This window comes from uncultured Campylobacter sp. (genome assembly GCF_938002845.1).
In the GTDB taxonomy this organism is placed as follows: domain Bacteria; phylum Campylobacterota; class Campylobacteria; order Campylobacterales; family Campylobacteraceae; genus Campylobacter_B.
On sequence record NZ_CALKZP010000022.1, the window covers coordinates 36,636 to 61,126 of the forward strand.

Genomic DNA, 24,491 nt, shown 5'->3' on the forward strand with positions numbered 1-24,491 from the left:
TAACGTAATAAGTATGAATTTATAGTGTAATCTAAAGAACTTTTTTGTAAAATTCCTTAAAATTTTTAGGAGGCGATATGAGCAAAGAGATCAAAACCGAAACAGGCGAAATAGCACTGAAAGAGATAGAATTTAAAAGCTCAAAGTACGAAAAAATCTCGTTCAAAGACTACGAAACCCTGCTGCAAAGATATCAGATCGAGCTTTTGAAGCTGCAAAAATTCGTAAAAGAAAAAGGCTTAAAAATTTTGATTTTGATGGAGGGGCGCGACGCGGCGGGCAAAGGTGGCACGATCAAGCGTTTAACCGAGCATCTAAATCCGCGCGGATGCCGCATCGTAGCGCTCGAAAAGCCGAGCAACGTAGAAAAGACGCAGTGGTACTTCCAGCGCTACGTCGCGCACCTACCCAGCGGCGGCGAGATCGCGATATTCGACCGTAGCTGGTACAACCGCGCGATGGTCGAGCCGGTGATGGGCTTTTGCACCCACGCCGAACATAAAGATTTCCTGCGCCAAGTGCCTAAATTTGAGGAGCTTTTGGTAAGTGCGGGGATAATTTTGTTTAAATTTTACTTTTCGGTCTCCAAAGAGGAGCAAAAAAGGCGCTTCGAATCGCGCCGCACCGACCCGCTGAAGCAGTATAAACTCTCGCCGGTGGATGCAAGATCGCAGGAGCTGTGGAATCAATACACGCTCGCAAAATACTCGATGCTGCTCGCTTCAAATACCGAGTTTGCGCCGTGGACGATCCTTGATAGCAATGACAAAAAGATCGCGCGACTAAACGCCTTCCGCTGCATCCTCTCGCGCATAGACTATCCCGAAAAGATCGACGCAAAGGAGCTTGCGGTGGATCCAAACCTCGTGCGAAACGGCGCCAGAGAGATAGTCCTAATGGAGGATAGCCAAAAAAGCGAGGCTTGGCGCAAGCTGGAAAGCCCCTCTCGCAAGAGTAAAAAGGATAAGAAAAAGGGTTGAATCTTGCCAATGAAGATTACCCGCTAATAGTTGCTAGGGAGGCTTGCTAGGAATTGCTCATTAGGAATTCTATCTAATGGGATGGAATTATGCACAACGCCACGGGCTACGCGATGAAGTATATCACGTTTCAATTCCTAGTGGAATAGAATAATTCTACCTCGTCGCTTGCTTTTCTCTGCGGCTGTCGTCCATAGTTTCAATTCCCAACGGGATGGAATTCTACAGATAAATGGGCAAGAGGAGTTGAAGCGTATCAAAGTTTCAATTCCCAACGGGATGGAATTCTACTCAGGAGTTTACGGCTGACCGAAGACGAAGCCCGAAGTTTCAATTCCCAACGGGATGGAATTCTACTTTACAAATACATTGCACCCCTGCAATGCTTAAGGAAATTTCAATTCCCAACGGGATGGAATTCTACACAAGCTGCGATTATAGCGAGCTTTACGAAGCACAGTTTCAATTCCCAACGGGATGGAATTCTACTGTGATAGAATTTTGTAAGTTCTCATCCTCTACAAGTTTCAATTCCCAACGGGATGGAATTCTACAAAAGGATTCTTTTTATGCCCAATCGGGTTCATCCACGTTTCAATTCCCAACGGGATGGAATTCTACTTAAGGAGCGCGAATATCCAGAGGTGCAACTCGCGTTTCAATTCCCAACGGGATGGAATTCTACTATTTTCAGAGAGCCAAATAAATGGGTATTATTCTGTTTCAATTCCCAACGGGATGGAATTCTATCAAGATACTTCGCCGCAGTGCGAGCCTGCGCATGTTTCAATTCCCAACGGGATGGAATTCTACTGTATCGCCAGACCCCGCGACTGGTCGAGGACTACAGTTTCAATTCCCAACGGGATGGAATTCTACCGTTTCTCTTTCATTGGGACCGAGCACTTCCTTGCGTTTCAATTCCCAACGGGATGGAATTCTACGATATCGGTATAAAACGCCGCTTGGATGTGATAGTGTTTCAATTCCCAACGGGATGGAATTCTACTACTCGTGCGCGGCGTAAGGGTGTTTTGAGTGTCGTTTCAATTCCCAACGGGATGGAATTCTACAGCACGAATTTTGCCATTTTTCTAGGTAGAAAGTGTTAGGAGTATATATTTTTATGCCTTAAAATGGACTAAATTTAAAAAAGCGCCGATTGCTCAATGCCCAAGATTTCGGCATTTCAAAATCTTAAAAGCAACTTTATCGCTATCTATATGTATCGTGAGTGCAAATGTTAAAATCTCAATATAAGATATTCAAAAATCGAAGTGTGAATAAAAAGCTGAAATTTTAAAAGCATATGCGTTTTTAAAGCCAATTCGTTCGCCGTTCCGTGCTTCAGATCAAATTTATTTCAAAAGCACATACATCTTAAGAGGGCGTAATCTATAGGCACAAGCGATTCTAGTCAAAATTTCAAAAGCACGAATGAGCTTAAACCCCCCAACCTACCGCCATACCAACCCATCGTAAGGCACACCTTCACAGACGTATTTTTTAATCTGATTTGCCTCGCGACGGATAATTTGACGCCAGGTTAAGCTCTGTCCCGCTACGTTCGCGCAAGATGATAGTTTCTCAATCATTTTTAGCTCGATTTTTTGCACCGCTTCTCGACCGAATCGAATACGCCCCGCATCCGTTTCAAAATCTTTTGCCGCAATCTCGCGTTTATTTAACATTCCAAAAATTAATCTATCGCCTAAAATAGGCTTAAAAATCTCTGCAAGATCTAGATGCAGACTTAGCGCACGGCAGTTTGGCTCGTGTAAAAAGCCGATGCGCGGATCAAGCTCGGTTTTGTAAATTTCGCTGAGGCAGACGTTATAAATACGCGTATTTACATAGCTAATGAGGGCATTAATTTTATCTGCCGGCGGGCGTTTGGAGCGCGTCGTAAATTTAAAACTGCGCTGATCCTCGATGATTTCGTTCCAGGCCGCGAAATACTGCTTGGCAAAGCCGCCTTCCACCGCCATTACCGCTGCTATGTCGCAGGCGCGCGCTAGAGCATCCAGATGCGGCGCAGTATCGAGCGAGACGCCATAAGCCTTGCAATTAATGGCTGCATTTAAGATGCGAACGCGAGTAATCTCGCGAGCGATAAAAAGGCGCTTAGAAAGATCATCGAAAGCCCGCAACTGCGCCAAAAGTACAAAGCCGCTTTTGTTTACAGAATTTGAAGTGTTCGGGAAAAAACTGCCGCGGAAGCTCTGATAGGCGCTAAAAATATGCAGCAAAATGTTATTATCAGCCAAAAACGCCATAGCATAAGTATCAAGCTCCACTCGCGCCAAAATATAAATTTCATCAATTGCGTTAATCGGCAAAATTTTACTAGTTAAAATTCCGCCCTCGTCGTTAAATTTATCGAAATATAGATTATTATCTTTGCGGCGCAATCGGCCGGGGCTCAAAATAAAATGCGTGCGATCCGATTTTTGCATACTTTATCCTTAAATTTTAGCTGAAAATCGCTTCGTTTTTATCGCGTCCGATGACTAGGCGCTGTGAATATTTGAGCGAATTAAAAGTATAAATTACTACCGAATCAAGCTTGCTGGCGCATTCTTTTTGCAAAATCGCCATTAATTTTTTAAGATCGCTCGCTCTGATTTCGCCTTCGAAAACGCTGAATTGCACGCGAGGCAGAAATTTCTCGACCGCCTTTCGGACGCGCGCAGCGTTATTTTTCTCCTTTTCGTCGCTGCTTGAAATATCGTAAAATAAAATAGCGTACATTCTATCTCCTAAATGCAATAATCACGATAAGCGCAACTCTCGCAAATCTTTTGCGGGCTAAATTTAGGCGGCTTTGGCTCGTTTACAAGGGCGGCGATGCTGTTTAGAATTGTTTCGATTTTAGTGAAATTTTCGGCATTATCCTCAATGGCTATGACGGTTTTGCCGCTAATTAATTTGCCTTTCACCTCTTTTAAATTTAAGCCTGTTTTTAAAAGATAGATATAAAAAAGTAGCTGCATCTTGCCTGCTTCTGGATTTTTTAGGCTCTTTTTATATTCGGTGATGAGATAATGCCCGCGCTGCTTGGAAAGCTTATCAAATTTCAAATTTGAAAATGCAAATTCCTGCAAACCGTTCTCTTTGATATCCGCTAGTGCCTTGCCCATCAGCATGTTTTCATCCTCCTGATTGGCGTGAATATTGTGTGCATAAAGCCACGCCTCACGCTTGCAGGTGATGTAATAATTCACAAGCGTGCCGGTAATTTGGTCTTTGCAAAACATTAGTCGAAAAACTCATTCTTGAGATTTAATGCGGCATCCTTTTTAATCCCGAAATTATTATTGTACGAAGTATCGCCGAATGGTAAATAATAGACATCTTTTAGCCCATCAACACGCTTTATATTTAAACGCTTTGCATCAAATTCTGTGATATTTACACCAAATCTATTAATTTTCTTAATAGTATTCGTAAATATATCTTTCTTATTAAATTTATCCATATCAAGCCTATTGATTTCAAAAATTTCATTTTGAAATTCTTTAATATAATCTTCTTTTGGCTCAATTATTACTAAAATGTTAAGCCTATCATCCATCGCCTCGCTAATCTTTTCGTTTATATCGTAAAATCCGAGCTCTCGCATCTGTTCCGCCAAAAATAAGCTCTCTAGGCTTTGCTTTATGGCGCTGAAATACCTAGTGGAAATATCTAAAATTTCGCTTTCGATGATATCTCTTTGCTTTAGAATTTTTACCAAAATAGTATCGCTAATACGTTTTAAATCACCGTAAATGAGATCGGAATAGTCGCAAATATCGTTAAATACGTATAATTCTCCCAGAGCTGTGAAATTTCTATTTATACGACCGGCAGTTTGGACAATCGAGCTAATGGGTGCTATCTCTCTAAATCCGACATCAAAATCCAAATCCACGCCAGCTTCGATAGACTGCGTAGAAATTAGCAAGATCGGATCACCGTGCCCACTTTTATTTTTAGCAATCGCGTCTTTTATATTTTCGATATTTTTTCGTTTGTGATCGTCGCACATATATCCGTTTAGGCAAAAAACTTTAAATTCGTCGTAAAATTCCAAAAATAGCTCTTGCGCTTTTTTAATGGTATTTACGACGACTAGTGTATTTTTGCCTTTTGCCGATTGTTTAATCTTATCTTTTAAAGCACTCTCATTGCCATCAAAGCACTTTAAAACGTATCTATTTTGATCTTTGAAATAATCTAAATTTGAAATTTCTTTAAATTTAGTCGTATCAACAATAGGCATCGTGGCGGACATAAAGATAAAAATGCAGCCAAATTTCTCCGCCATCATCTCGCAAAGTTTCATAAAATCTGCCCTAAACTTATACGGTACCGCCTGCGCCTCATCGATTATTATTGCACTATTTTTTAATCGGTTAAATTTTACGCTATCTTTATTTTTGTTTCCAAAGAGTGCAAATATAAATTGATATAGCGTAGTTACGTTAATATCTCCGCTAAAGGAATCCATCAAAAATTTAACTTTAGAATAGCGATCTTGTGGGGTGCTTTCATCTATCGTAGTTTTGTGATGAATTTTATGAATTAATATATTTTTATCGTCTTTGAAAATCTCTTTTATCTCATCATAAACTTGATCTATGATAGCCGTAAACGGCAGCACGTAAATAATACGTTCTTTATTAAATTTAGCGGCAAAATTTAGCGCAGTCAAAGTCTTGCCGTAGCCTGTAGGCGCGGTTAAAGTAAAAAGATTATGATCTACATCGAAATTATTTAAAACGAATTTTCTAAACTCACTTCTTTTCGCATTTGACTTACGATTTTCCAGAGCTTTGATATATTTTTCGATCGTATTAGAATTCGCCGGTTTAGAAACAGGAATTCTTTGATTAAAAATAGCTTCATATTTATCACTATAAATAAGCGACGAAAATATGTCTTTGAAATTTAAAAAGTCATCGTAATCAAACTTCTTTTTCGCAAATTTGAAATATTCTCTTAAATGTTTAGCTTTAATTAAAAGCTCATTTTTATCCCTTTTAATATCTTTGTAAATTTCTAAACCTAAAGCTTTATCTACGACTTCATCCCAAAAGCCTAGCTCTTTCGAGCTCTCAAAATATTTGCCGAAATTTTTATTTTGCGTTGCAAGCTCACAAAAATTTTCTACATTTCCGTGGTGTGATACGATGGATAAAAACCCAAAAGCCGTATCTAGCTCATTAAATTCTGAATTTAGTAAAAATATGTAAGCAGATAATAAAGCATGATTTTTATCTGCAATTTTTTCGGTAGGATTTTTGATATAAATTTGAAAATTAGTTTTTAGCTTAGCTATATCGTGATAAATTTTAATGCATTGTAAAAGCCTACTATCCGTTTCAGCAAGCATATTTGTTATATGCTTTATTAGCGGTTTATTAGGATGCGATAGCAGCTCACTTTGCAAAGTAGACCTTGTAGTCATTTATTTGATAAATATTTCCTCTATTCTTTGCTTTGATTTGACTATTGCCGCTTAGCTTGATAACGAAATCTTTAAAATCCTTAAAAATTCGATCCTCTTCGCATCCGCAAGCCATTCTGGCCGCAGTAAGTCTGATATCAAAGCTTTGTGCATCAAATATAAAATCGTCCATTAAAACGAACGTATCTATAAAACTTTCCTTTTCATGCACCAATTCACAATTTTTTATCTCGATATATTTAAAATCCGCTATACAAAAATTTATACCTAAATATGGTGTAAAGGAGCATCTATGAGCTTTTAAGCTGTTAATTATATTTTCTTTATAAGAAGCGTTTAAAGCACTTAAATCAACGAATATGACATATCTAGGATCTTTTATTAGCTCTTTATAAAACTGCTTTTTCTCACTAGAATCTTGGTAGCCTTGTTCGATATGCATACTTGACGATAGAGCAAATTTTATACCGTTAAAAATCATAGTTTTTTTGCGAAATTGCGAACTTAAAATAACGCTATAACCTATATCGTTAAATTTAAAATAATTCATTTCACCTATAATCGCCCCCAAAAACCCCATTACGGCAGTCTTTGGCGGCACCGGGTATGTAAGAGACGAGTAGATAGTAGCCGGATGAGAAAAATGCGCATAATCTCCCGATAGCTCAAAAGCTATTATATCCATTTAAAATCCTATTTTTATCCAATTACTATCAAATTGTGATCTGTTATTTTGCTCGAAGTCAAAATCGCTCATATACTCTATTTTTTCGATCTCTTGCGCGTATCTGGTAAGTTTAGCTTTCAATCTAGAAAAATCAATCGTAAAATCATTTATACTTCTTATCTCCACATCTTCTTTGCTACTATTTATAGCCACACAGTTATTTAAATCTCCAGCGAAAGTATCATTTTTATATGTAATTACTAGCATAAATCTAGGCATTTGACCCATTTTCGTGCGAGTAATTAAATTTTTAGTCCCGCTCCAGAGCGCGCCTAAAATCACTTTTACATCATCTTCACTTAAATTTGTAATCTTTGCACTATGATTATCCACTATTCCGTAAGTTGCAAACATTGCATAATTTAAAAAATCTTCTTCTCTAAACGTTTTATTTGCCTTATCGCTACCGCTTGCAAATGCGCCGGTGCCTTTTATATGCTCTACCGCAACTCTATGAAGCGATCTGCTCATTCTAAACTGAATGGGTCCAACAAATTGAATTCCGGCTGTTTTTATGCCTTCTTTTTTCATCTCGTCTTTATCCGATATCGGCAAAACTCCACCAAATGCGCGAATATCGATAAATTTAGATAAAATTTCTTTTTCTATCTCGATTTTTTCTTGCTTTACATTAATTACTTCACGTATTGCGCTTTTGCAATCTAAGATATTTTCATCTCTTTTATACTCTTTAATGAAAATCGCACTTTCGTCTTTTTTCATAATTTCATCTCTAATTGTTCGCTTTATACGTACATCAGTAACTTCTGCTATACCCGTCTCATCGTCTATCCTAGGAGCGTTATCTCTTAGCATATCGCCGTTTGGATTAAAATTTTCGCCGTCCCAAAGAAATAGAATTTCCTTCTTTTTCATTACTCGTCTCCTTGAGTGTTATCTTTAATATATTTCGTAAAATCACTTCCGCCCATAGCAAAAGCCAGAGTTACATAAGCGCTCTTAATCCGCTTTTGAGATAAAAACGCACTTGGTAAAATTCCAATCAAAATATCGCGCATGATTTCTATATTAGCGCTTCTTTTTCCTCGCGATACATTGGAGAGTTTTTTATTGGTTTCATCGCACTTGGTCCAAATCCGTTCTAAAAGCTCTTTTGTAATTACTCCGGCATTATTCAGCCATTTTTCAAATGAACTATTTTTGCTAATAGCAAATTGGCGATTTATCAACCCTGCAGACATCATTCCTAGCAAATATGCACTCTGCAATACTTCATTATCTTTTAGAAATTCACTATTTTTCAAAATCGAGCTTATTAGCTCTTTTTTATCGCTTAAGCCTTGCAAATTAACCTCCCTTGCAAATGATATTTTTTCATTTAAAGCACCTATTTCATTAAAGAAATTTTGATATTTTTCGATACTTTTTATACTTCTATTTTGATATGTCTTAACGCAATTAAAATAAAATCCCCACTCTATTTTTGACGCATAACTAGAGTTAATATTGCCTTTATAAATCAAAGCAGCATATTTTTCCATCATATCATCTAAATTCATCCTGTTTTGCGATAATAAAAAATTCATAATGTCGATGTTTTTAAGAAATAAATTTTGCATGTAAATAGTATCGTCTTGTTGATCTTTACTATCTTTTCGCCTAATCGCCCTAATGTTATATCTACCCATTAAATCGGAAATTTTAGAAATATAAGACGGCAATACATCATCTATTTGCAATAATACATTAACCGCAGCATTGCTTTTTTTATAAAATAAAATTGTATTTAGCACGGGCATATTTGCTTGCGCTTTAGCTACGGATTCCAACTCGTAATTAATACTTTCTTCGATATTTTGTATGCTTTGCATATCTTTTTTCTTTTCGCTCGGATCTTTTAAAATTTCCACTATTTTTTCTAATAAATTTGCATCATTTACCATTAACGTTGGTAAGACCGCCATTTTATCCCCGTAAAAATTAAAAGATAATTCCTTATCAATTGCCATAAAACCGTTTTTAACCACATTTGCATTAGCACTATTTAGAGGTAGTAATCTAACTTTAATGTCTTGTAAAGCAGTCGGTAACTCATTTACGGAACAAAACGCCAAATTCGCATCTCCACCGATACCCATACTATTTGTAAGCATATCATAACCATAAATTTTGGCAGTTTTACCATTATCGCTATCGCTTAAATGACTCGTAAAAATACTTTTAAAATACGCTGAAATCGGTCTACCCTCCCAAGATAATGCAAAAAAAGTAGCTACTTTCATGCCCTTTTTCTTAGGCTCTTCTTGTAGAGCTACAATTTCACTTAAAATATCATCAAAAAAGCTCTCGTTTAAGCCAGATAAATCCGTTAATATTTTATCATTTTTGATATCGACAGGATTGAAGCAAGAAAGCATATTTTTTATAGCTTTTAAAATCCCTTTTATAAATTTAGGCGTATCGTTTTTTACGGCTTTGCTAATGAATTGGACATTAGGGAACAAATTGCCAGAATTCGCGCCTATGCCAAATCTACAAACTATTAAATCATCTCTTGAAATATTGTTATTTACTGATATTTCTTTGCTTTTAATATCGCAAAGATAAATTTTAATAGCATCATATTCATAGCTCTTGTTGTTAATTTTAGTTTTTTGTTTATCATAAATCTCGCCGATACTAGAAAAAATTTTAACTATATCGCCCAAAATTTATCCTTTCTAAAATTTAGCGCAATTATATCTAAATTAAAATCAATATGTCAATAGTTACTATAATTTAATATAAAGTTTGATTTTTTAAAAATTTTATTATAGAATTGCTATAAAGCAAGCAAATATTCTTTTAGAATTTGAAATCTATACTTTAATATAGTCTTGCTTTACAACCTCCAAAACCCCTACTCCGTAGTTCATGCACCCACTTCCAGCGCCCGTGCCAAGGATCAAATTTATTAGTTCAGCCCTAGCTACAATTTTCCATCTTGCTTGCCACGCATATACCGGCTCGCGGTTGTTTCCGTAATAGAATTTCACAGATTCACCCGGCTTTTGCCACAATAAATTTAACTCCATTTCGCCATCATATTTTCGCCCCATAATCGTTTCAAATCGCTGTAAAATATTCGTCTTCATCATCTCTAAATGCCTGCTATCTTGCGGCTGCAAATAGACTTTATGCCCCAAAAGCCCGCTTACTGCGCACGCCACGTAGCCTTGCATAATAGCTTCGTTCTCGCAAATTTTATGATTTTTTGCTTCGACGGTAGTTTGCGTAAATAGAATTTCACCCAAGCTTAGCCCGTCTTTTAGTATTGCTAGTGCGATTTTACGTTCAAACTCCGGTTCGCATGAAGCAAATCGCACGCGCAAGTCCTCTCCTCGCAAGATAAAATCAAACACCGTGCGTTTAAAAATTTTACCGCTTGATTCGTGTCTATATCCTACGTGCTCTGAAGCCGGCAGATAGCGATAAAGAAAGCCCTGAATCAGCTGCGAGAGAGATTTTGTGATTTTTAGATTTTTAGTTGGTAATTTTGCGTTGATGATTAGCATTTGCGCTCCTTTGCGCGGTAAAATTCTGCCCAAGATTCGTGCAACCTTGGGCGAATGAGCTCTAAGCGGAATTAAAATCCTATCTCTTTGATATCGGCAAACTGCAAAAACGCGCGATAAATTTGCCCGATATTTGCGATACGATTTGCGCGTATCGCGGCATCCTGGACGTTTATCATCACATTATCGAAAAAATTATCAATCACGTCTTTAAGCCCAAATAGCGAGCGCAGATACCCACTCACGTCGTTTTCGTTGAGCTTAATCGCCCTGAACGCCACATTTAGCGCGCGCTCAGCATCGTGTTCGAATAGGCTTTCATCCACCACGCCAATTTTTTCGTCCTTGATGATATTGGCTAGGCGCTTAAAGGTCGCAAAATTTTCCCCGAAATCCGCTGCTGCTGCGATCTCGCCCAGAGCTTTTATAGCCTTGCTTAGTCGTAATAGATCGTTTTCGCCGCTTGCGATGCACGCCTTGATCACAGACGGATTTATCTCGTCAAAAATTCCGTATAACCTATATTTTATAAAATCCAGCAGCTTAGAAATGTCAAATTTCTTATAATTTGGCGCTAGCTTCTGCGCCAGCGTATTCGCATCAAAACTTAATCCTTGATTTAGTAAAATTTTAATTAGCCCCGTAGCTGCGCGGCGAAGCGCATACGGATCTTTATTGCCGCTTGGAACTTTATTGATGCTAAAAAGCCCCAGGAGCGTTTCAAATTTCATCGCTACAGCAATTATGCTACTAAATACACCGCTTGGCAGCTCGCTATCCTCGCCGCTAGGCAGATATTGCTCGCGTATCGCGCGGCATACATGATCTGCCAGTCCAGCATGTGCGGCATAGTAACTACCCATAATGCCTTGAAGCTCGCTAAATTCACCCACCATCGTACTGCTAAGATCTGCTTTACTAAACATTACGGCATTTTCCACATCCCGCGCAAAATCCTTTTTGCCGATCTCCGCCTCAATCTGCGTAGCATAATCCGCGCTCAGTGCCTTTGCTACCGCTAGCTCGCGCACTTGCTTATCATAAACTGAGCCAAGAGCTTGCATATAGGAGATTTGCTTAAGTTTTTCAGGGCTAAATTCCGCTTGCAAATCGCTTTTCCAAAAAAACATAGCATCGCTTAGGCGCGCGCGTAAAACTTTTTCATTGCCGCGTATCACTAGCTCGTCATCATCGGTGATCGCATTGCTAACGACAACGAAGTGATTGCTTAAGTTTTTACCCTCGAAAACTGGAAAATAGCGCTGATTCTCCTTCATCGAAGTGATAATGACCTCTTTTGGCACGCTTAAAAAATCTCGTTCAAAGCTGCCTAGCAGCGCCGTCGGATACTCAGTGATAGCCGTTACTTCATCTAGCAACGCAGGATCGACCTCGATCTTAAAGCCATGCTTTTTCTCGAGCTTTGCAAACTCGCTTAGAATTTTATCTTTTCTTTTTTGCTCGCTTAAAATTACGCCGTTACGCTCCAGCAGTGCGAAATAATCCGCAGCGTCTTTAAATTTTATCTTTTCATAGCCAAATTTTCGGTGCGGAAAAAATGCAGCCGCGCTTCGCACGCCATAAATTTCAAAATCTACGTTTTGACCGCCCAAAACGCAGGCTATGCTTCTTATCGGACGGATAAACTCAAACTTGCCGCTACCCCAGCGCATCGCGCGTCCAAAATTTAGCGATCGTAAAAACTCCTCTATCATTTCGCCTAGGATTTCACGACTATCACGCCCTTTTTGCACCGCAGCGTGGTAGAGCACCTCTTTGCCGCCTATCTGCCGAAATTCCAGCTCGTTTTCACTTATGCCGCATTTTTTAGCAAAACTTAGCGCTGCAGGGCTCCACGCACCGTCTTTGAGCGCGACGGATTTTGGCGCGCCCGTGCTTACGATCTGCGCATCATCGCCGCGTTGCGGAAAATCCTCGTGAAATAGCACAAATCTACGCGGGCTAAATTCGAAGCGAAAGTCGCTATTTATGCGGTTAGCCTCAAGCACCGCGCGCCATTTTGGCGCGATATTCGCACGCTCTTTTAAAAACGGGATCGCAGGCAGCTCCTCGACCCCAATCTCAATGAGTAGTTCCATCTTTATCCTTTTTTCGTTGATTTCGTTTTTCGTTTTTCTCCATCATTTCGCGGTTAAATCCTACGATCATAAATATCATAAAAAGCACGAAAAGTGCGGTTATAACGGCGTGTATCATTCTACTATAAATTCCTTTTGCCCTTTATAAATCGTAAAATAGGCATTTTTAAATTCTAAATTTTTGCCGTTTTGTACAGGAGCGCTTTTGCGAAAAATTCTAAACTCGCCCGCGCTTTTTAGATCAATTATGCCGTCTTCAACGTCGCCTTTAATCGCGCTTATCACATCTCCTGCGCGCAGCTGCCGCACCGATGCGCTAGGTAAAACGTATGGTGCAATAGAGCCTACGTTGCCGCTTCTAGCTACGATCTCAAAATCGTCGATCTCAAAGCTTTGTTTGTAAAATTTCGTCTTTTTTACTAGCAGATCAAGTTTGTCGCCTAGCTGCAGCCCGCTGCCGCCATAGACAAAAACTCCGCTCCCATCTTGGGAGATCGCAAAGCCATGGCGGTTTGTAAAGCTCACGACTACGCCTTTTATCAGCATAGGCTCGCTTATAATGCGCCCGTAAAGCTCCTCTATCGTGACGGCCTTTGCGGAACTAGCGGTATTTTTAGCTAAAAATTCTTGCTTTTTCGGCATAGATTTTAAAGCGCCTTCGTCGGTCAGAATGAAGCTAATCGGGAAATGATCGGAAGCGGTAGAGAATTTAGCAACCGCGAAGCTGTCCTTTTTATATCCCGGCTCGCTACTAAAAAAATCGTCGCTAAGCAAGATATGATCGAGCACCGCGCCACTTTCATGAGATTCACAAGAGCCAAAATGCTTTAACTGCGAGCAGGGATGTAGCGCCCACAAATCGCTAAATCCGTCGCGCTCGATAAGCTCGTTTAGCAAGGAATTTCGCCCGAAATTCGTATTAAAATCTCCCGCTACGATAGCGCGTTGGTGCCCTTGCAAAACCTCGCGTAAAAAGGCGAAATTTCGCCTGCGCTCGCTTAGCGGATTGCGTGCAGAGAGCATATGTACGACATAAAAGCTAAAATCAGTGCCGCCAAGCACAAAATCAGCGCGCAAAATATCTCGTGTTTTAAGCTCTGTCGGGCGGTAAGTTTTTTGAAATTTTATCGGTATGCGCGACATCACCGCCACGCCCGCAGGTGCAGTCTGCGCGCGCGAAAAAGCGTAGAATTTATAGCCCGCCTTCTGCGCAAGCGCTTTTAGCACCGCTTCATTTTCGATCTCTTGCAGCCCCAAAATATCGGCATTAAGCGCGCTTATCTCGTCCGCTACCGCTTGCAGCTTGCGCTCGTATTTTTGCTCGCTCCAGCCTCCGCGCCCGATCTCAAAGTCCGCGTACTCCGTGCCGTCGTTTACGCCGTCGAATAAATTTTGCACGTTAAACGATGCGATCTTCAGCTCCGCCGCACTCGCGCCGCAGAAAAACATCGCAAAAAGTAGCGCTAAAACTCGCAAACTGCGCTCCTAAAGTCGAATTTATCGATGTTTTGGCGGATCGCTTCGTAGGTTACGATGCCCACGCTAGTGGCTAAATTTAAACTGCGCCCCGCCCCACTCATCGGGATCGTGATGCAGTTTTCGCGGTTTGTGCGCATGATCTCAAGCGGCAGCCCATGCCCTTCAGAGCCGAAAATCAAAAAATCGCCCGGCTTGAATTTCGCCTCGTAGTAGAGCTTGTTCGTCTTCGTCGTCGCAAAAAAGAAGCGCTGCTTAAATTTCTCGTTCGCCGCCATAAACTCGTCCCAATTTTCCCAAATTTTAAGATCCAAATTTGCCCAATAATCAAGCCCAGCTCGGCGCAGATGCTTATCGTCGATTACAAATCCGAGCGGCTTAATCAGATGCAAAGGACACCCCGCATTGACGCACATACGCCCGATGGAGCCCGTGTTTGTGTGGATTTGCGGATATACTAACACGATATTAAACATCAAAAATCACCGATTTTGCATGAGCAGAATTTTGCGATTTAAAATTCCGCGAGGCAAAGTTTTGAGATTTAGAATTTTGCAAAGCCAAATTACGCGGCTTGGAATTTTGCGCAGTAAAGCCTTGCAAATTTAAATGGGCAAAATTCCATAATTTGAAATTCTGTGAAATAAAATTTAGGTTCATGATTTTGCGACGCTGCAGTACGTCAGATCTCTCCTTGTAGTAACACGGCTCTTGCGTTTTTCTGCGGTGCGGCGCGAGAGCTGCTCCCATGGCACAGGATGCGCGATAAAGCTCGCTAAATTTTGCTTTAATGCGTTTAATATGACGCAGGCTGTGAGATTTTGTGCCAAGATGCCCTAATCTGCAAAATTTCATCTCGCTGTAATGCGAGCCGTGAAATTCCGTCTCGCTGCTGCACGGCTCGTATAATTTCTCGCCGCAGCGATGTGATCTGCGAAATTCTCTCGATCCATAAAACTTCGCCTCGTGGATTTTCTCCATGTGGCGGCACGACGGATGGAATTTTAATATGTAAAATTCCGCGTCGTGAAATCCTACCGAGCTAAGCTTTGCGCTATGAAATATTACGCCGCAAAAATTTAAATTTCGCTCGCCGCAAAAGATAAAATCTTGCACAGCAAAAATCACGAGATTTCGCCTGCGATCAAAGCAAAAAACGCACTCTTGCAAAGACGCAGCATTCTTGCAAAACGCGTAAATTTCGTCGCGACGATAGAATTTTTTCATAAAACTAGCTCCTAAATAAAACGGCGATTTTACAAAAATCTCTCTAAATTTACGCTTTTAAAGCCGCCACAAACGCCCTAATCTCCGCTTCTTGCAACCTCTCGATCTCCTTGCCGATCGCAGCGCCACGCAGGTTGCGAGCGACATCCGCAGCGCAAACCAAGCTTTTAAATTTCTTATCCCAAATCCCAAGCCGCTTTGATGCTTGCACCCTACCTTTACAATACAGCCCGAGCCACTGCTTAAGCGGCATTTTTAGAGCGATTTTGCATAGTCGCTCGTCGCTTACCCGCTTAAAAAACGGCTCGCTAAGTAGCCTTTTATAAAGAGAATTTAGCCCTAAATTCTTTAAAATTTTATCTTTATCTAATCCTAAAAAATTCAAAAACGCATATAAAAAAAACATTTCATTTCTCACGAAAGATTCGCCGTGCTCTATGAATTTTATCAGTCGCTCGTGCGTGCGCGGATCAATCCGCAATCCAAAAACCCGCTCATAAAGCCCCAGCTCTTGCATTAGCATCATCCCATATCGGTGCGCGGGTGCACGAAAAAATTTAATCAGCTCCGCTTTAATGCGCTCGCGACTAAGATCGCTAACGTCGATACTACGCATAAGCTCTAAGGTGCGAGGCTCGGCGCGAAGCTCAAATCTCGCGGCAAACTGCACCGCACGATACACGCGCAAGCTATCCTCCACGAAAGTGTGCGGATCAACCACTCGCAAAATACGCGCGCGCAGATCCGCAAGCCCGCCGTAAAAATCGAGCACTTTGCCGCTTATAGCGTCTACCATCATCGCATTGATCGTAAAATCGCGCCGTCTGCTAGCCTCATGTTCGTCCGTAGCCAAAGCGACGCTAAAGCCCTTGTGTCCGATGCCCGTCTTACTCTCGATGCGCGGAAGCGAGATATCAAAATTTTTATATTTATAGACGAAGTAACTCTTGCCGACGCCCTGTGCGCCGAAGTCCTGCATAATTTGCTCGAAACGGCGCGGTCCCACATCGTAAAGCTCCACATCCACATCAGCACTCGCCCGCCCCAAAAAATGATCGCGCACGCAGCCGCCTACTAGATATATGCGTGAGCTAAATTTTTTAAGATAATCTAAAAGCGCGATGAAATCGTCATTTTGATAGATTTTCAAGTCGGTTTTCGATACTTGCAAGCAAAAATTCCATAAATTTTAAATTTAACTCCACGCGCGCGTTCAAATCACCCCGATCAAAAGCGTTCAGCCCCTCAAAAAGCACTAAAATTCGCTCTTTTATCGCGCTCAAAAACTCCGCCTCGCTTGAAATTTTAAAATCTGCATTTGCGAGATATTTTGATTTGTCACCCGCTTGTCTCGCGGCCCCAAGATGTCGCGCTTCCTCGGGCTGGTGCAGGGCGGAATTTAGAGCACCATAAGAGGCAAAACTTTCCGCTTGCATATCCTGTGCGGCAGAATTGCGAAGCTGCGGCGTGGCGAGCTCATCGTCTCGCACCCTATGCGTCGTAAAATTCTGTGACTGCGAAACGAAATTTTGCTGCTGCGCGGCAACTTTGCGGATCTCTAGTGCGGCGGAATTTTGAGCTTGAAGCGACGAAAAATCCTGCTTTTTAAAATGCGCCGCACCGAAATAATCGTCAACTTCGTTTTCTTTGAAATCAGAGCCAGGCCCAAAATCGTCATTGCTTAGCTCCTTAAAATGCGCGCCTAAAATACGAGGCGTCAAATCTTGCTCGCTTTGAGAGTCGTCATCCGTAGAATTTAGCGCTAATTCAAAATCTTTACTTTTGGCAGAGCTTTGCGCCATGTTTGCGTCCCTGCTTTGCGGCGAAGCAAACCCATTCATATCGCTACCTAAACTATCGTAAATTTCACCTGCGATGCCTGATAAATCACGCAAGCTTTCGTCAAATTTTGCGGCGGAGCTTTTTAAAATTTCATCGTTTGCAAAGGTTGAATTTGTGGGATTTTTGCTACTTGCAGAAATGGAATTTATAAAATTTCCTCCATTTAAAGAGACGGAAACCACGGAATTTTCACTGCTTGTAAGATCAGAGTTTTTAAAATTCTCCTCGCTGGAAAAAGTAAAATTTTCATCTTTTGCGGCAGATTTTTTTAAAGTAGCGTCCGCTGCAAATTCCGTGCTGCTAAGCGCAGAGCTCTTGCGTGTCAGGGCTTTTGAACGATCTAGGGCGGAATTTAAAGCGTCCGATGAAACAAAGCGCGAAGTGGAATTTTTAGTATCTAAGGAAGTGAAATTTTGCGCGTTTGATGAAGCGATATCCGGTGCAGATGTGGAATTTAAGGCGCCAGATGCAATGGGATCTGGCGCAAAAGAAGCGGGGCCTAAAGCATCCTGCGAAGCCTGCGCTTCTGCTTCAGCGCCGTTTGCATTCACAGCCCCCTCTTGCTGCGCCGCCAAATCTTGCGCGCGCTTTTGCGCTTTCATCTCATTTACTGCTTCGATGATATCTTCTAGTTCATTTTCATACATCAATTAGCCACCTCTTAAATTCTGCTTGTTTACGCGCATCGACGCTCAAAAAGCGCTCCAGCATCGCCATATTGACGCCCGAGCTTACCCGATGATTCAAATTTAGCCGTGCAAAAAGCACAGCCGCATCGCCATCTTGCGGATTATCGCGTAAAATACCGCGGCAAATCCGCATTGCGCCGTAGATATCGCCTTTTTTCTCAAGCTCCATAGCGTATGCTAGTGCGCCATTCAAAGCTGGCTCCTAAGCCTTAGCCGCGTAATCTGCGATGATCGAGCCGATCTCTGCGGTCGAGCAAATTTCTTTGGCGTCGTACTGCGCGATATCCTTGGTGCGGTATCCGTCGCGAAGCACGGCGCGCACGGCAAGCTCGATCGCGGCTGCGGCCTCATTTTCGCCGAATGCGTATTTTAACATCATCGCAGCGCTTAAGATCGTAGCGATCGGGTTTGCAATCCCCTGCCCCGCAATATCCGGCGCGCTGCCGTGAATCGGCTCGTAAATTCCTACCTTGCCGCCAATGCTCGCACTCGGAAGCAACCCGATCGAGCCGCAGATCATACTCGCTTCGTCGCTTAAAATATCGCCGAATAAATTCTCCGTCAAAATCACATCAAACTGCGCTGGCGCCCGCACTAGCTGCATCGCGGCGTTATCGACGTACATAAACTCTAAATTTATCCCAGCATAGTTTTTCGCTAGCTCGCTTACGACTTCGCGCCACAGCTGGCTTGTTTCAAGCACGTTGGCCTTATCCACGAGCGTTATCTTTTTGTTTCGCAAAAGCGCAGCCTCAAACGCGACCTTAGCCACGCGCTCGATCTCAGAGACGTTGTAGCACATCGTATTTAGCGCATCCTTTTCGTTTTTAACGCGCGGCTGCCCGAAATAAATCCCGCCCGTAAGCTCGCGCACCACCATTATATCGACGCCTTTGATGATCTCAGGCTTTAGCGTCGAAGCATTTATCAACTCATCAAAAATCATCGCGGGACGCAAATTTGCAAACGCTCCAAGCTCCTTGCGAATTTTTAGCAGTCCGCTTTCGGGGCGCAGTTCGCGCGGCAAGCTATCCCATTTAGCGCCGCCGATCGCACCGAAAAGTACCGCGTCGCTTGATTTAGCGGCATTTAGCGTCTCATCCGGAAGCGGAACGCCCATAATGTCAATCGCCGCGCCGCCCATCAAGCGATAGTCAAAATTTAGCTCAAAATTAAATTTATGGCTTACGGCGTCTAGCACTTTGATCGCCTCTTCGATGATCTCAGGGCCGATTCCGTCGCCTTTTATCACGCATACGTCATATTTTTTCATCCAAATTCCTTACAAGTTTATCTTTGTTTTTGCGTAATTTATCGCTCCGCCCGCATCGAGAAGCTTTTGCATAAACTCGGGGATTGCAGCGAATTTATACTGCGTTTTTTGAGTTAAATTTTTAATTACGCCGCCCTTTAGATCGATGCTAAGCTCGTCGCCCTGCGAGATCTTATCCGTCTCGTCGCATTCGAGGATCAAAAAGCCGGTGTTGAAGCTGTTTCGATAAAAAATCCTAGCGAAATTCTTTGCGATCACGCATGAAATTCCTGCGGCCTTAAGCGCCATTGGTGCGTGCTCGCGCGAGCTGCCGCAGCCGAAATTTTTCCCCGCTACGATGATGTCGCCGCGAGCAATTTTGGACGAAAAATCCTTGTCCGCATCCTCCATAATGTGCGTCGCAAGCACCGCTGCGTCGGAGGTATTTAGGTAACGCGCCGCGATAATAATGTCGGTGTCGATATCATCGCCGAATTTCCATACTTTTGCCATATTTCCGCCTTAAATTTTAAAATAGATGCGCGATTTTACCGACAAATTTATTAAAATCCGCTCAATCGCTCCGATATGAGGGCGGAATTCCTCGTTTGAAATTTAGGGCTAAATTTAAACGCAAAGCCGCAGAAATAGAAAGTGCGGAAGCGTTAAATTTTAAAGCGACAGCGCAAAGGAAACGGAATTTCGGCTCGTCGGTTTTACGTCTTGCGAACGCAGAATTTTAGCGAGCAGTCTTAAATTTAGCTAAAAATATAACCTAAATTTTAAAATTTAGCCTAGTTTCTAGAATTTCAAAAATTATTGAATTTAGATAGTTTGCACCGCATATAAGCAAAAATAAAGAGCGTTTCGGTATAATCCAATTTTCCAAAACCAAATACACAACGACACAAGGAGATTTTATGGCGAGCCCAAAAGACGCCTTAACGCCCATCGAGCAGTTCTTCGACGAAAATCAGAAAAGCTACATCACCTACGAAAGACTGATAAAATTTTTCGACAAAGCCCCCACCGCAACGGCCGTTAAGAAGGTCGAAGCGCTTACGAAAAAATTCGATGTCGAGCTGATCTCCGCCGCAGAAATCTCCAAAATCAAAAATTTAGAGGACGCAAAACTCAAAGAAGCCACGCAAAAAAAGCTGCTGGACGAGGGCTGGGACGAGGAGTTTGACCTATCCAGCGACGTCGAGCTTTTGGAGTGGAGCCGTTCGGACAGCCCGGTGCGGATGTATCTTCGCGAAATGGGACAGATCCCGCTGCTGACGAAAGAAGAAGAGATCGAGATCAGCAAAAAAATCGAGCTCGGCGAGGATATCATCATCGACGCGTTTTGCTCGGTGCCATACTTAATAGACTTCATTTTAGACTATAAAGAGCCGCTTATCAACCGCGAGCGCCGCGTAAAGGAGCTTTTCAAAAGCTTTGACGACAGCGACGAAGAGGGTGAAGAGGAGGACGAAGAGGAACTATCGGAGGAGGATTACGACGACGAGGAGGACGAGGAGAGCGCGGACGAGGCGAAGCAAAAGCGATCCAAAAAGAACGATAAGCGCGCTCTAAAGGTCATCGAAAGCTTCAAGGCTCTTGAAAAAGCAAAAAAAGACTGGATGAAATTTGCCGAGAAAAACGCCGAAGCGATTAAGCAGAGCAAAGGAATTTTATCTAAGCTGAACTTGGCGTTTAAAAAGAAAATTTTAAAAGAAAAGCTCATGGATCTGGGCCCAACTAGCAAGCTCATCACCGAGATCGTAAAATCGATGGAGACCGCGCTAAAAAGCGACGAGGGCTTCGAAAAGGAGCTCAAACGCCTGGAATACAAGCTGCCGATGTTTAGCGCCGAACTACGCGAAAATCACAAAAAAATTCTAAAAGAGATTACGAGGCTTAGCAAAGACGACATCATCGCGCGCGTGCCGGAAGCTACGATGGTCTCGACCTATGTCGATATAAAAAAGCTCTTTTTGACAAAAGAAGCAAGCAAAAAAAGCTTTAATCTCGAGCCCGAGCGGCTAAAAGAAATTTTAGAGCAGATCAAGCGTGGCAAGCGCATTAGCGACAATGCAAAGGCGCGCATGGCGAAGTCCAACCTGCGCCTGGTCGTCTCCATCGCTAAGCGCTACACGAACCGCGGGCTGCCGTTTTTAGACCTCATCCAGGAGGGCAACATCGGGCTTATGAAGGCTGTGGATAAATTTGAATACAAGCGCGGCTATAAATTTTCGACCTATGCGACGTGGTGGATCCGCCAGGCGATATCGCGCGCCATCGCCGATCAAGCGCGCACGATCCGCATCCCGATCCATATGATCGAGACTATAAATCGAATTAATAAAATCACGCGCAAATATATGCAAGAAGGCGGCAAGGAGCCCGATATCAACGTCATCGCGCAAGAGGTAGGCCTTAGCGTCGATAAGGTAAAGCAGGTCATCAAAATCACAAAGGAGCCGATCAGCCTAGAAGCGCCGATCGGAAACGAGGACGACGGTAAATTCGGCGATTTCGTCGAGGACAAAAGCTCGGTTTCGCCGATCGAGCAAATTTTAAAATCCGACTTAAAAGAGCAGATCGACGATATCTTAGAACAGCTCAACGACCGCGAGCGCACGGTGATCCGCATGCGATTCGGACTGCTTGACGACGAGAGCGACCGCACGCTCGAAGAGATCGGCAAAGAGCTCAACATCACTCGCGAGCGCGTCCGCCAGATCGAAAGCTCGGCGATCAAAAAGCTAAAACACCCAAAGATCGGCCGCAAGCTCAAAACCTATATCGAGAGCTAGAGCGAAACACCGATATAAATTTGCCCTTCAACGCTCGGCAAATTTAAAATCCATTAGATAGCCGGGCTTTGGCGTCGGTATGATTGATCCTGACGCACGACAATTAAATCCGCCAAAATCCAAGCCAGAGCCTTCAATAGTGTATTTTTAGTCTAAATTTATCAGGCGGAGTGCAAATTAAGCTGCAGTAAAAAGAAGCGGTGCTTTAGGCGCCGATTTTGAGATGCTTAAAGTTTGAAATCCGTAGGTTTCAAACTCTAACGGAGTAAATTTACACATTGCCGAATGGACGCACTCCATGGGTGATAGCCAGTTTCAAACCCCATCGGAGATAATTTACACTTTGCTTGGCAGATAAGCTAAAGCAATTTTTTTCATCTGAGTTTCAAACTCCATTGGAGGGAATTTACACGTTATTTCGATTTTACTGATGCTTTTATTTACGATGGTTTCAAACTCCAGTGGAGAGAATTTACACGCTCCTCAAGGAGTGCGTAGATGTGGGAGATCGAGTTTCAAACTCCAGCGGAGAGAATTTACACGAAAACTGCGCTATTTAAGCAAAAAATCGTAGTTAGAGTTTCAAACTCCAGCGTAGGAAATTTACACATAATCTCGACTGCTTTAGGAAGGGATTTGATTGCGTTTCAAACTCCAACGGAGAAATTTACACTTGCCACCTGTGCCACCTATATTGCCGCTAATCCTATGTTTCAAACTCCAGCGGAGGAAATTTACACCTTGGTATAAACCAAATGCCGCGCCCTTTACGAAGTTTCAAACTCCAGCGGAGGTAATTTACACAGGGTGTTTTGCGTATCGAGCAGGTCTTCCACGACGTTTTAAACTCCAGCGGAGAAAATTTACACAGAGCCAGAAATTCTATTTTTCTAGGCTATGAATATTTGAAGTTTATATTTTTACCACTTAAATTTTGATAAGCGATAAAGGCAGTTTAAAATAAAACGTCGTATTTGCGGTGTTTTGCAAATCTTAGCCAAAGCTTTATCTGCGTATTTATAAAATTCCGACTAAAACCAGGTAGCACGATTTAACGGCACAAAAGCCGCCGCCGTTTTGCCGCGCTGTCATTTCGCCTCGCACCATCTAGCTATCTTACTGCGCGCTGATGAACCGACAACTCGGCACCGGTAAACTTTTACACACGCTCAATCGCATCCCGCCGCCGCACTGCCTACTCTCAATCGCAGCGCCCATAAATTTACCGCATTGCCGTGCCGACAACCGCAACACTATCTAAATTTACTGCTTCGCCGCGTCGTCGTCCCACTCTTAAAATTTACCTTCTGTAGCCAAGGGTGCGCTGGATAACACGACGTTGGTATTTTTTGTCTCGCTTAAATTTACCTTCCGCCGCACCGCTAAATTTATCCGCGTCGCAAGCTGCGTTTTCTAAGGTAGCTGTAAATCCAAGCTCCGAGCAATAAAACCGCCGCAAGGCAATACATATAAAAGGCCGCGCCGTTTTCGTACTCCACGTCCTGCGCGGTAAAGACCTGCTGCGACATTTCAGGGTTTCGCGCCGCCTCGTCTGCTATCTGCGCCATCACCTCCTCGTCATGTACCTCAAGCGTGATCTTTCGCAGCTCGATGAAATTTGTCCGCTTATCCAGATGCCTGCCGCTGCGACCCGTGACGTAAACGCTATGCGAGTAGAAATTTAGATAGTAAAATCCCGCGTCGTCTTTCAAAAGCTTTTCCGAAATCTGCCGCACGGCGCCTTTAAACGGATTGTCACCCGCCCTTTTTAGCGCGCTTAGCTTACCGCCCTCCCCGCCAAATTTATAATAAACGTACCAAAGAGCGTCTTTTATCCGACCTTCGGCGCCGCTGCCGCGCGGACGATTTAAAATTTTATCCTTGCTTAGATAAAATATGCCGTTTTTGCTCGCAAACAGCATGTATTCTTGATGCCCGCTCTGAAAATTTAGCGGCGTATAGGGCTCGTTTGTAGGGTCAAATCTCTCGCCGTTCATCAGCACCGCGCCCGCCTTCGGATCATAAAGAAACTCTATGCCGGCGTTTAGCTCCACGAGATACATCTGCTCGCTAGGCGTGAAATTTAGCCTCTCGCCGTCCGCATAGACGCTGCGTCCGTCGCTTAGCCACCGATCGACCGGGCGAAAGTGCGCGGGCGAGCCGGAGCCGTCTTCGTGTATGATTTTTAACCTTATCTGTTTTAGATTTTTTGCGTCGGCACCCGCTAAAATTTTACCCTCGTAAAATACCCGCTCGCCGTCGGTGGCGACGTAAGGGCTCTCGGTCAGAGGCGAGATGGGCGCGCTAGTATCCAGCCTCGCGTAGGGGTAGTTGTACTCCTGCGGCCATTTAGAGAGCCCGAAGGCGTGAAAAAACACCTTGTAAATGTAGCTTATCGCGCCGCCCGTGCGCTGCGTGACGTCCGAGCAGA

The 24,491-nt window shown here is 42.8% G+C and carries 22 protein-coding genes and 1 CRISPR repeat array; of the genes, 3 read left to right on the forward strand and 19 right to left on the reverse strand.

The features are described from left to right. Positions 1–77 precede the first annotated feature (77 nt). Entirely contained in the window at positions 78–980 is a 903-nt protein-coding gene (ppk2, locus tag Q0224_RS03305; protein ID WP_297949068.1) for a polyphosphate kinase 2, read from the forward strand. A gap of 127 nt (positions 981–1,107) precedes the next feature. Then, positions 1,108–2,053: direct repeats of the CRISPR family, unit length 29 nt; unit sequence GTTTCAATTCCCAACGGGATGGAATTCTA. A gap of 384 nt (positions 2,054–2,437) precedes the next feature. Here ppk2 and cas1 read toward each other — a convergent pair. The 18 genes from cas1 to Q0224_RS03395 form a co-directional block, all read right to left on the reverse strand. After that, positions 2,438–3,436, reverse strand: a complete 999-nt coding sequence (cas1, locus tag Q0224_RS03310) for a CRISPR-associated endonuclease Cas1 (RefSeq protein ID WP_297949069.1) — start codon at positions 3,434–3,436, stop codon at positions 2,438–2,440. Between the two features lie 16 nt (positions 3,437–3,452). After that, on the reverse strand, positions 3,453–3,731 hold the full coding sequence (gene cas2 / locus Q0224_RS03315; RefSeq protein ID WP_291937660.1) for a CRISPR-associated endonuclease Cas2: 279 nt from the start codon (positions 3,729–3,731) through the stop codon (positions 3,453–3,455). A gap of 8 nt (positions 3,732–3,739) precedes the next feature. Next, positions 3,740–4,237: a Dna2/Cas4 domain-containing protein gene (locus Q0224_RS03320; RefSeq protein ID WP_297949070.1), complete on the reverse strand. Its 498-nt coding sequence runs from the start codon at positions 4,235–4,237 to the stop codon at positions 3,740–3,742. Continuing rightward, entirely contained in the window at positions 4,237–6,357 is a 2,121-nt protein-coding gene (gene cas3, locus Q0224_RS03325; protein WP_297949071.1) for a CRISPR-associated helicase Cas3', read from the reverse strand. The genes Q0224_RS03320 and cas3 overlap by 1 nt, the downstream gene beginning before the upstream one ends. 46 nt (positions 6,358–6,403) lie before the next feature. After that, the gene (gene cas5, locus Q0224_RS03330; protein ID WP_297949072.1) at positions 6,404–7,117 is read right to left on the reverse strand and encodes a CRISPR-associated protein Cas5; all 714 of its coding nucleotides are present in this window, start codon (positions 7,115–7,117) and stop codon (positions 6,404–6,406) included. Beyond that, complete coding sequence (gene cas7b, locus Q0224_RS03335; RefSeq protein ID WP_297949074.1) at positions 7,118–8,035, reverse strand: type I-B CRISPR-associated protein Cas7/Csh2; 918 nt, start codon at positions 8,033–8,035, stop codon at positions 7,118–7,120. It abuts the gene before it with no gap. Then, positions 8,035–9,828, reverse strand: coding sequence for a TM1802 family CRISPR-associated protein (locus Q0224_RS03340; protein ID WP_297949075.1), 1,794 nt, complete (start codon positions 9,826–9,828; stop codon positions 8,035–8,037). The genes cas7b and Q0224_RS03340 overlap by 1 nt, the downstream gene beginning before the upstream one ends. A 150-nt stretch (positions 9,829–9,978) precedes the next feature. Next, on the reverse strand, positions 9,979–10,674 hold the full coding sequence (locus Q0224_RS03345; RefSeq protein WP_297949076.1) for a CRISPR-associated endoribonuclease Cas6: 696 nt from the start codon (positions 10,672–10,674) through the stop codon (positions 9,979–9,981). 71 nt (positions 10,675–10,745) lie between these two features. Then, entirely contained in the window at positions 10,746–12,773 is a 2,028-nt protein-coding gene (gene glyS / locus Q0224_RS03350) for a glycine--tRNA ligase subunit beta (RefSeq protein WP_297949077.1), read from the reverse strand. Continuing rightward, the gene (locus Q0224_RS03355) at positions 12,757–12,891 is read right to left on the reverse strand and encodes a hypothetical protein (protein ID WP_291937682.1); all 135 of its coding nucleotides are present in this window, start codon (positions 12,889–12,891) and stop codon (positions 12,757–12,759) included. The genes glyS and Q0224_RS03355 overlap by 17 nt, the downstream gene beginning before the upstream one ends. Beyond that, a complete protein-coding gene (locus Q0224_RS03360) occupies positions 12,888–14,249 on the reverse strand; it encodes an endonuclease/exonuclease/phosphatase family protein (RefSeq protein ID WP_297949078.1) in 1,362 nt (453 codons plus the stop codon). Before Q0224_RS03360 ends, Q0224_RS03355 begins: the two co-directional genes overlap by 4 nt. Beyond that, entirely contained in the window at positions 14,237–14,725 is a 489-nt protein-coding gene (locus Q0224_RS03365) for a tRNA (cytidine(34)-2'-O)-methyltransferase (RefSeq protein ID WP_297949094.1), read from the reverse strand. Before Q0224_RS03365 ends, Q0224_RS03360 begins: the two co-directional genes overlap by 13 nt. Then, a complete protein-coding gene (locus Q0224_RS03370; protein ID WP_297949079.1) occupies positions 14,718–15,476 on the reverse strand; it encodes a hypothetical protein in 759 nt (252 codons plus the stop codon). Before Q0224_RS03370 ends, Q0224_RS03365 begins: the two co-directional genes overlap by 8 nt. Positions 15,477–15,525: 49 nt before the next feature. Next, a complete protein-coding gene (locus tag Q0224_RS03375; RefSeq protein ID WP_297949081.1) occupies positions 15,526–16,647 on the reverse strand; it encodes a CCA tRNA nucleotidyltransferase in 1,122 nt (373 codons plus the stop codon). Further along, the gene (locus Q0224_RS03380; protein WP_297949082.1) at positions 16,607–17,965 is read right to left on the reverse strand and encodes a hypothetical protein; all 1,359 of its coding nucleotides are present in this window, start codon (positions 17,963–17,965) and stop codon (positions 16,607–16,609) included. The genes Q0224_RS03375 and Q0224_RS03380 overlap by 41 nt, the downstream gene beginning before the upstream one ends. Further along, positions 17,958–18,200, reverse strand: a complete 243-nt coding sequence (locus Q0224_RS03385; RefSeq protein WP_005869161.1) for a hypothetical protein — start codon at positions 18,198–18,200, stop codon at positions 17,958–17,960. Before Q0224_RS03385 ends, Q0224_RS03380 begins: the two co-directional genes overlap by 8 nt. 9 nt (positions 18,201–18,209) lie before the next feature. Next, a complete protein-coding gene (leuB, locus tag Q0224_RS03390) occupies positions 18,210–19,280 on the reverse strand; it encodes a 3-isopropylmalate dehydrogenase (protein ID WP_297949083.1) in 1,071 nt (356 codons plus the stop codon). 9 nt (positions 19,281–19,289) lie between these two features. Continuing rightward, on the reverse strand, positions 19,290–19,772 hold the full coding sequence (locus Q0224_RS03395; protein ID WP_297949084.1) for a 3-isopropylmalate dehydratase small subunit: 483 nt from the start codon (positions 19,770–19,772) through the stop codon (positions 19,290–19,292). A gap of 407 nt (positions 19,773–20,179) precedes the next feature. Here Q0224_RS03395 and rpoD point away from each other — a divergent pair, with 407 nt between their 5' ends. Beyond that, positions 20,180–22,060: an RNA polymerase sigma factor RpoD gene (gene rpoD / locus Q0224_RS03400; RefSeq protein WP_297949086.1), complete on the forward strand. Its 1,881-nt coding sequence runs from the start codon at positions 20,180–20,182 to the stop codon at positions 22,058–22,060. A gap of 498 nt (positions 22,061–22,558) precedes the next feature. Next, entirely contained in the window at positions 22,559–22,810 is a 252-nt protein-coding gene (locus Q0224_RS03405) for a hypothetical protein (protein WP_297949087.1), read from the forward strand. A gap of 638 nt (positions 22,811–23,448) precedes the next feature. Here Q0224_RS03405 and Q0224_RS03410 read toward each other — a convergent pair. Beyond that, the coding region (locus Q0224_RS03410; RefSeq protein ID WP_297949089.1) for a hypothetical protein at positions 23,449–24,491 on the reverse strand (1,043 nt) is incomplete at its 5' end.

Excerpts from the sequence above, each read along its gene's own strand:
- ppk2 (WP_297949068.1), top strand. The coding sequence starts at position 78 with ATGAGCAAAGAGATCAAAACCGAAACAGGCGAAATAGCACTGAAAGAG.
- cas1 (WP_297949069.1), bottom strand. The coding sequence starts at position 3,436 with ATGCAAAAATCGGATCGCACGCATTTTATTTTGAGCCCCGGCCGATTG.
- cas2 (WP_291937660.1), bottom strand. The coding sequence starts at position 3,731 with ATGTACGCTATTTTATTTTACGATATTTCAAGCAGCGACGAAAAGGAG.
- Q0224_RS03320 (WP_297949070.1), bottom strand. The coding sequence starts at position 4,237 with ATGTTTTGCAAAGACCAAATTACCGGCACGCTTGTGAATTATTACATC.
- cas3 (WP_297949071.1), bottom strand. The coding sequence starts at position 6,357 with ATGCTTGCTGAAACGGATAGTAGGCTTTTACAATGCATTAAAATTTAT.
- cas5 (WP_297949072.1), bottom strand. The coding sequence starts at position 7,117 with ATGGATATAATAGCTTTTGAGCTATCGGGAGATTATGCGCATTTTTCT.
- cas7b (WP_297949074.1), bottom strand. The coding sequence starts at position 8,035 with ATGAAAAAGAAGGAAATTCTATTTCTTTGGGACGGCGAAAATTTTAAT.
- Q0224_RS03345 (WP_297949076.1), bottom strand. The coding sequence starts at position 10,674 with ATGCTAATCATCAACGCAAAATTACCAACTAAAAATCTAAAAATCACA.
- glyS (WP_297949077.1), bottom strand. The coding sequence starts at position 12,773 with ATGGAACTACTCATTGAGATTGGGGTCGAGGAGCTGCCTGCGATCCCG.
- Q0224_RS03355 (WP_291937682.1), bottom strand. The coding sequence starts at position 12,891 with ATGATACACGCCGTTATAACCGCACTTTTCGTGCTTTTTATGATATTT.
- Q0224_RS03365 (WP_297949094.1), bottom strand. The coding sequence starts at position 14,725 with ATGTTTAATATCGTGTTAGTATATCCGCAAATCCACACAAACACGGGC.
- Q0224_RS03370 (WP_297949079.1), bottom strand. The coding sequence starts at position 15,476 with ATGAAAAAATTCTATCGTCGCGACGAAATTTACGCGTTTTGCAAGAAT.
- Q0224_RS03380 (WP_297949082.1), bottom strand. The coding sequence starts at position 17,965 with ATGTATGAAAATGAACTAGAAGATATCATCGAAGCAGTAAATGAGATG.
- leuB (WP_297949083.1), bottom strand. The coding sequence starts at position 19,280 with ATGAAAAAATATGACGTATGCGTGATAAAAGGCGACGGAATCGGCCCT.
- Q0224_RS03395 (WP_297949084.1), bottom strand. The coding sequence starts at position 19,772 with ATGGCAAAAGTATGGAAATTCGGCGATGATATCGACACCGACATTATT.
- rpoD (WP_297949086.1), top strand. The coding sequence starts at position 20,180 with ATGGCGAGCCCAAAAGACGCCTTAACGCCCATCGAGCAGTTCTTCGAC.
- Q0224_RS03405 (WP_297949087.1), top strand. The coding sequence starts at position 22,559 with ATGTGGGAGATCGAGTTTCAAACTCCAGCGGAGAGAATTTACACGAAA.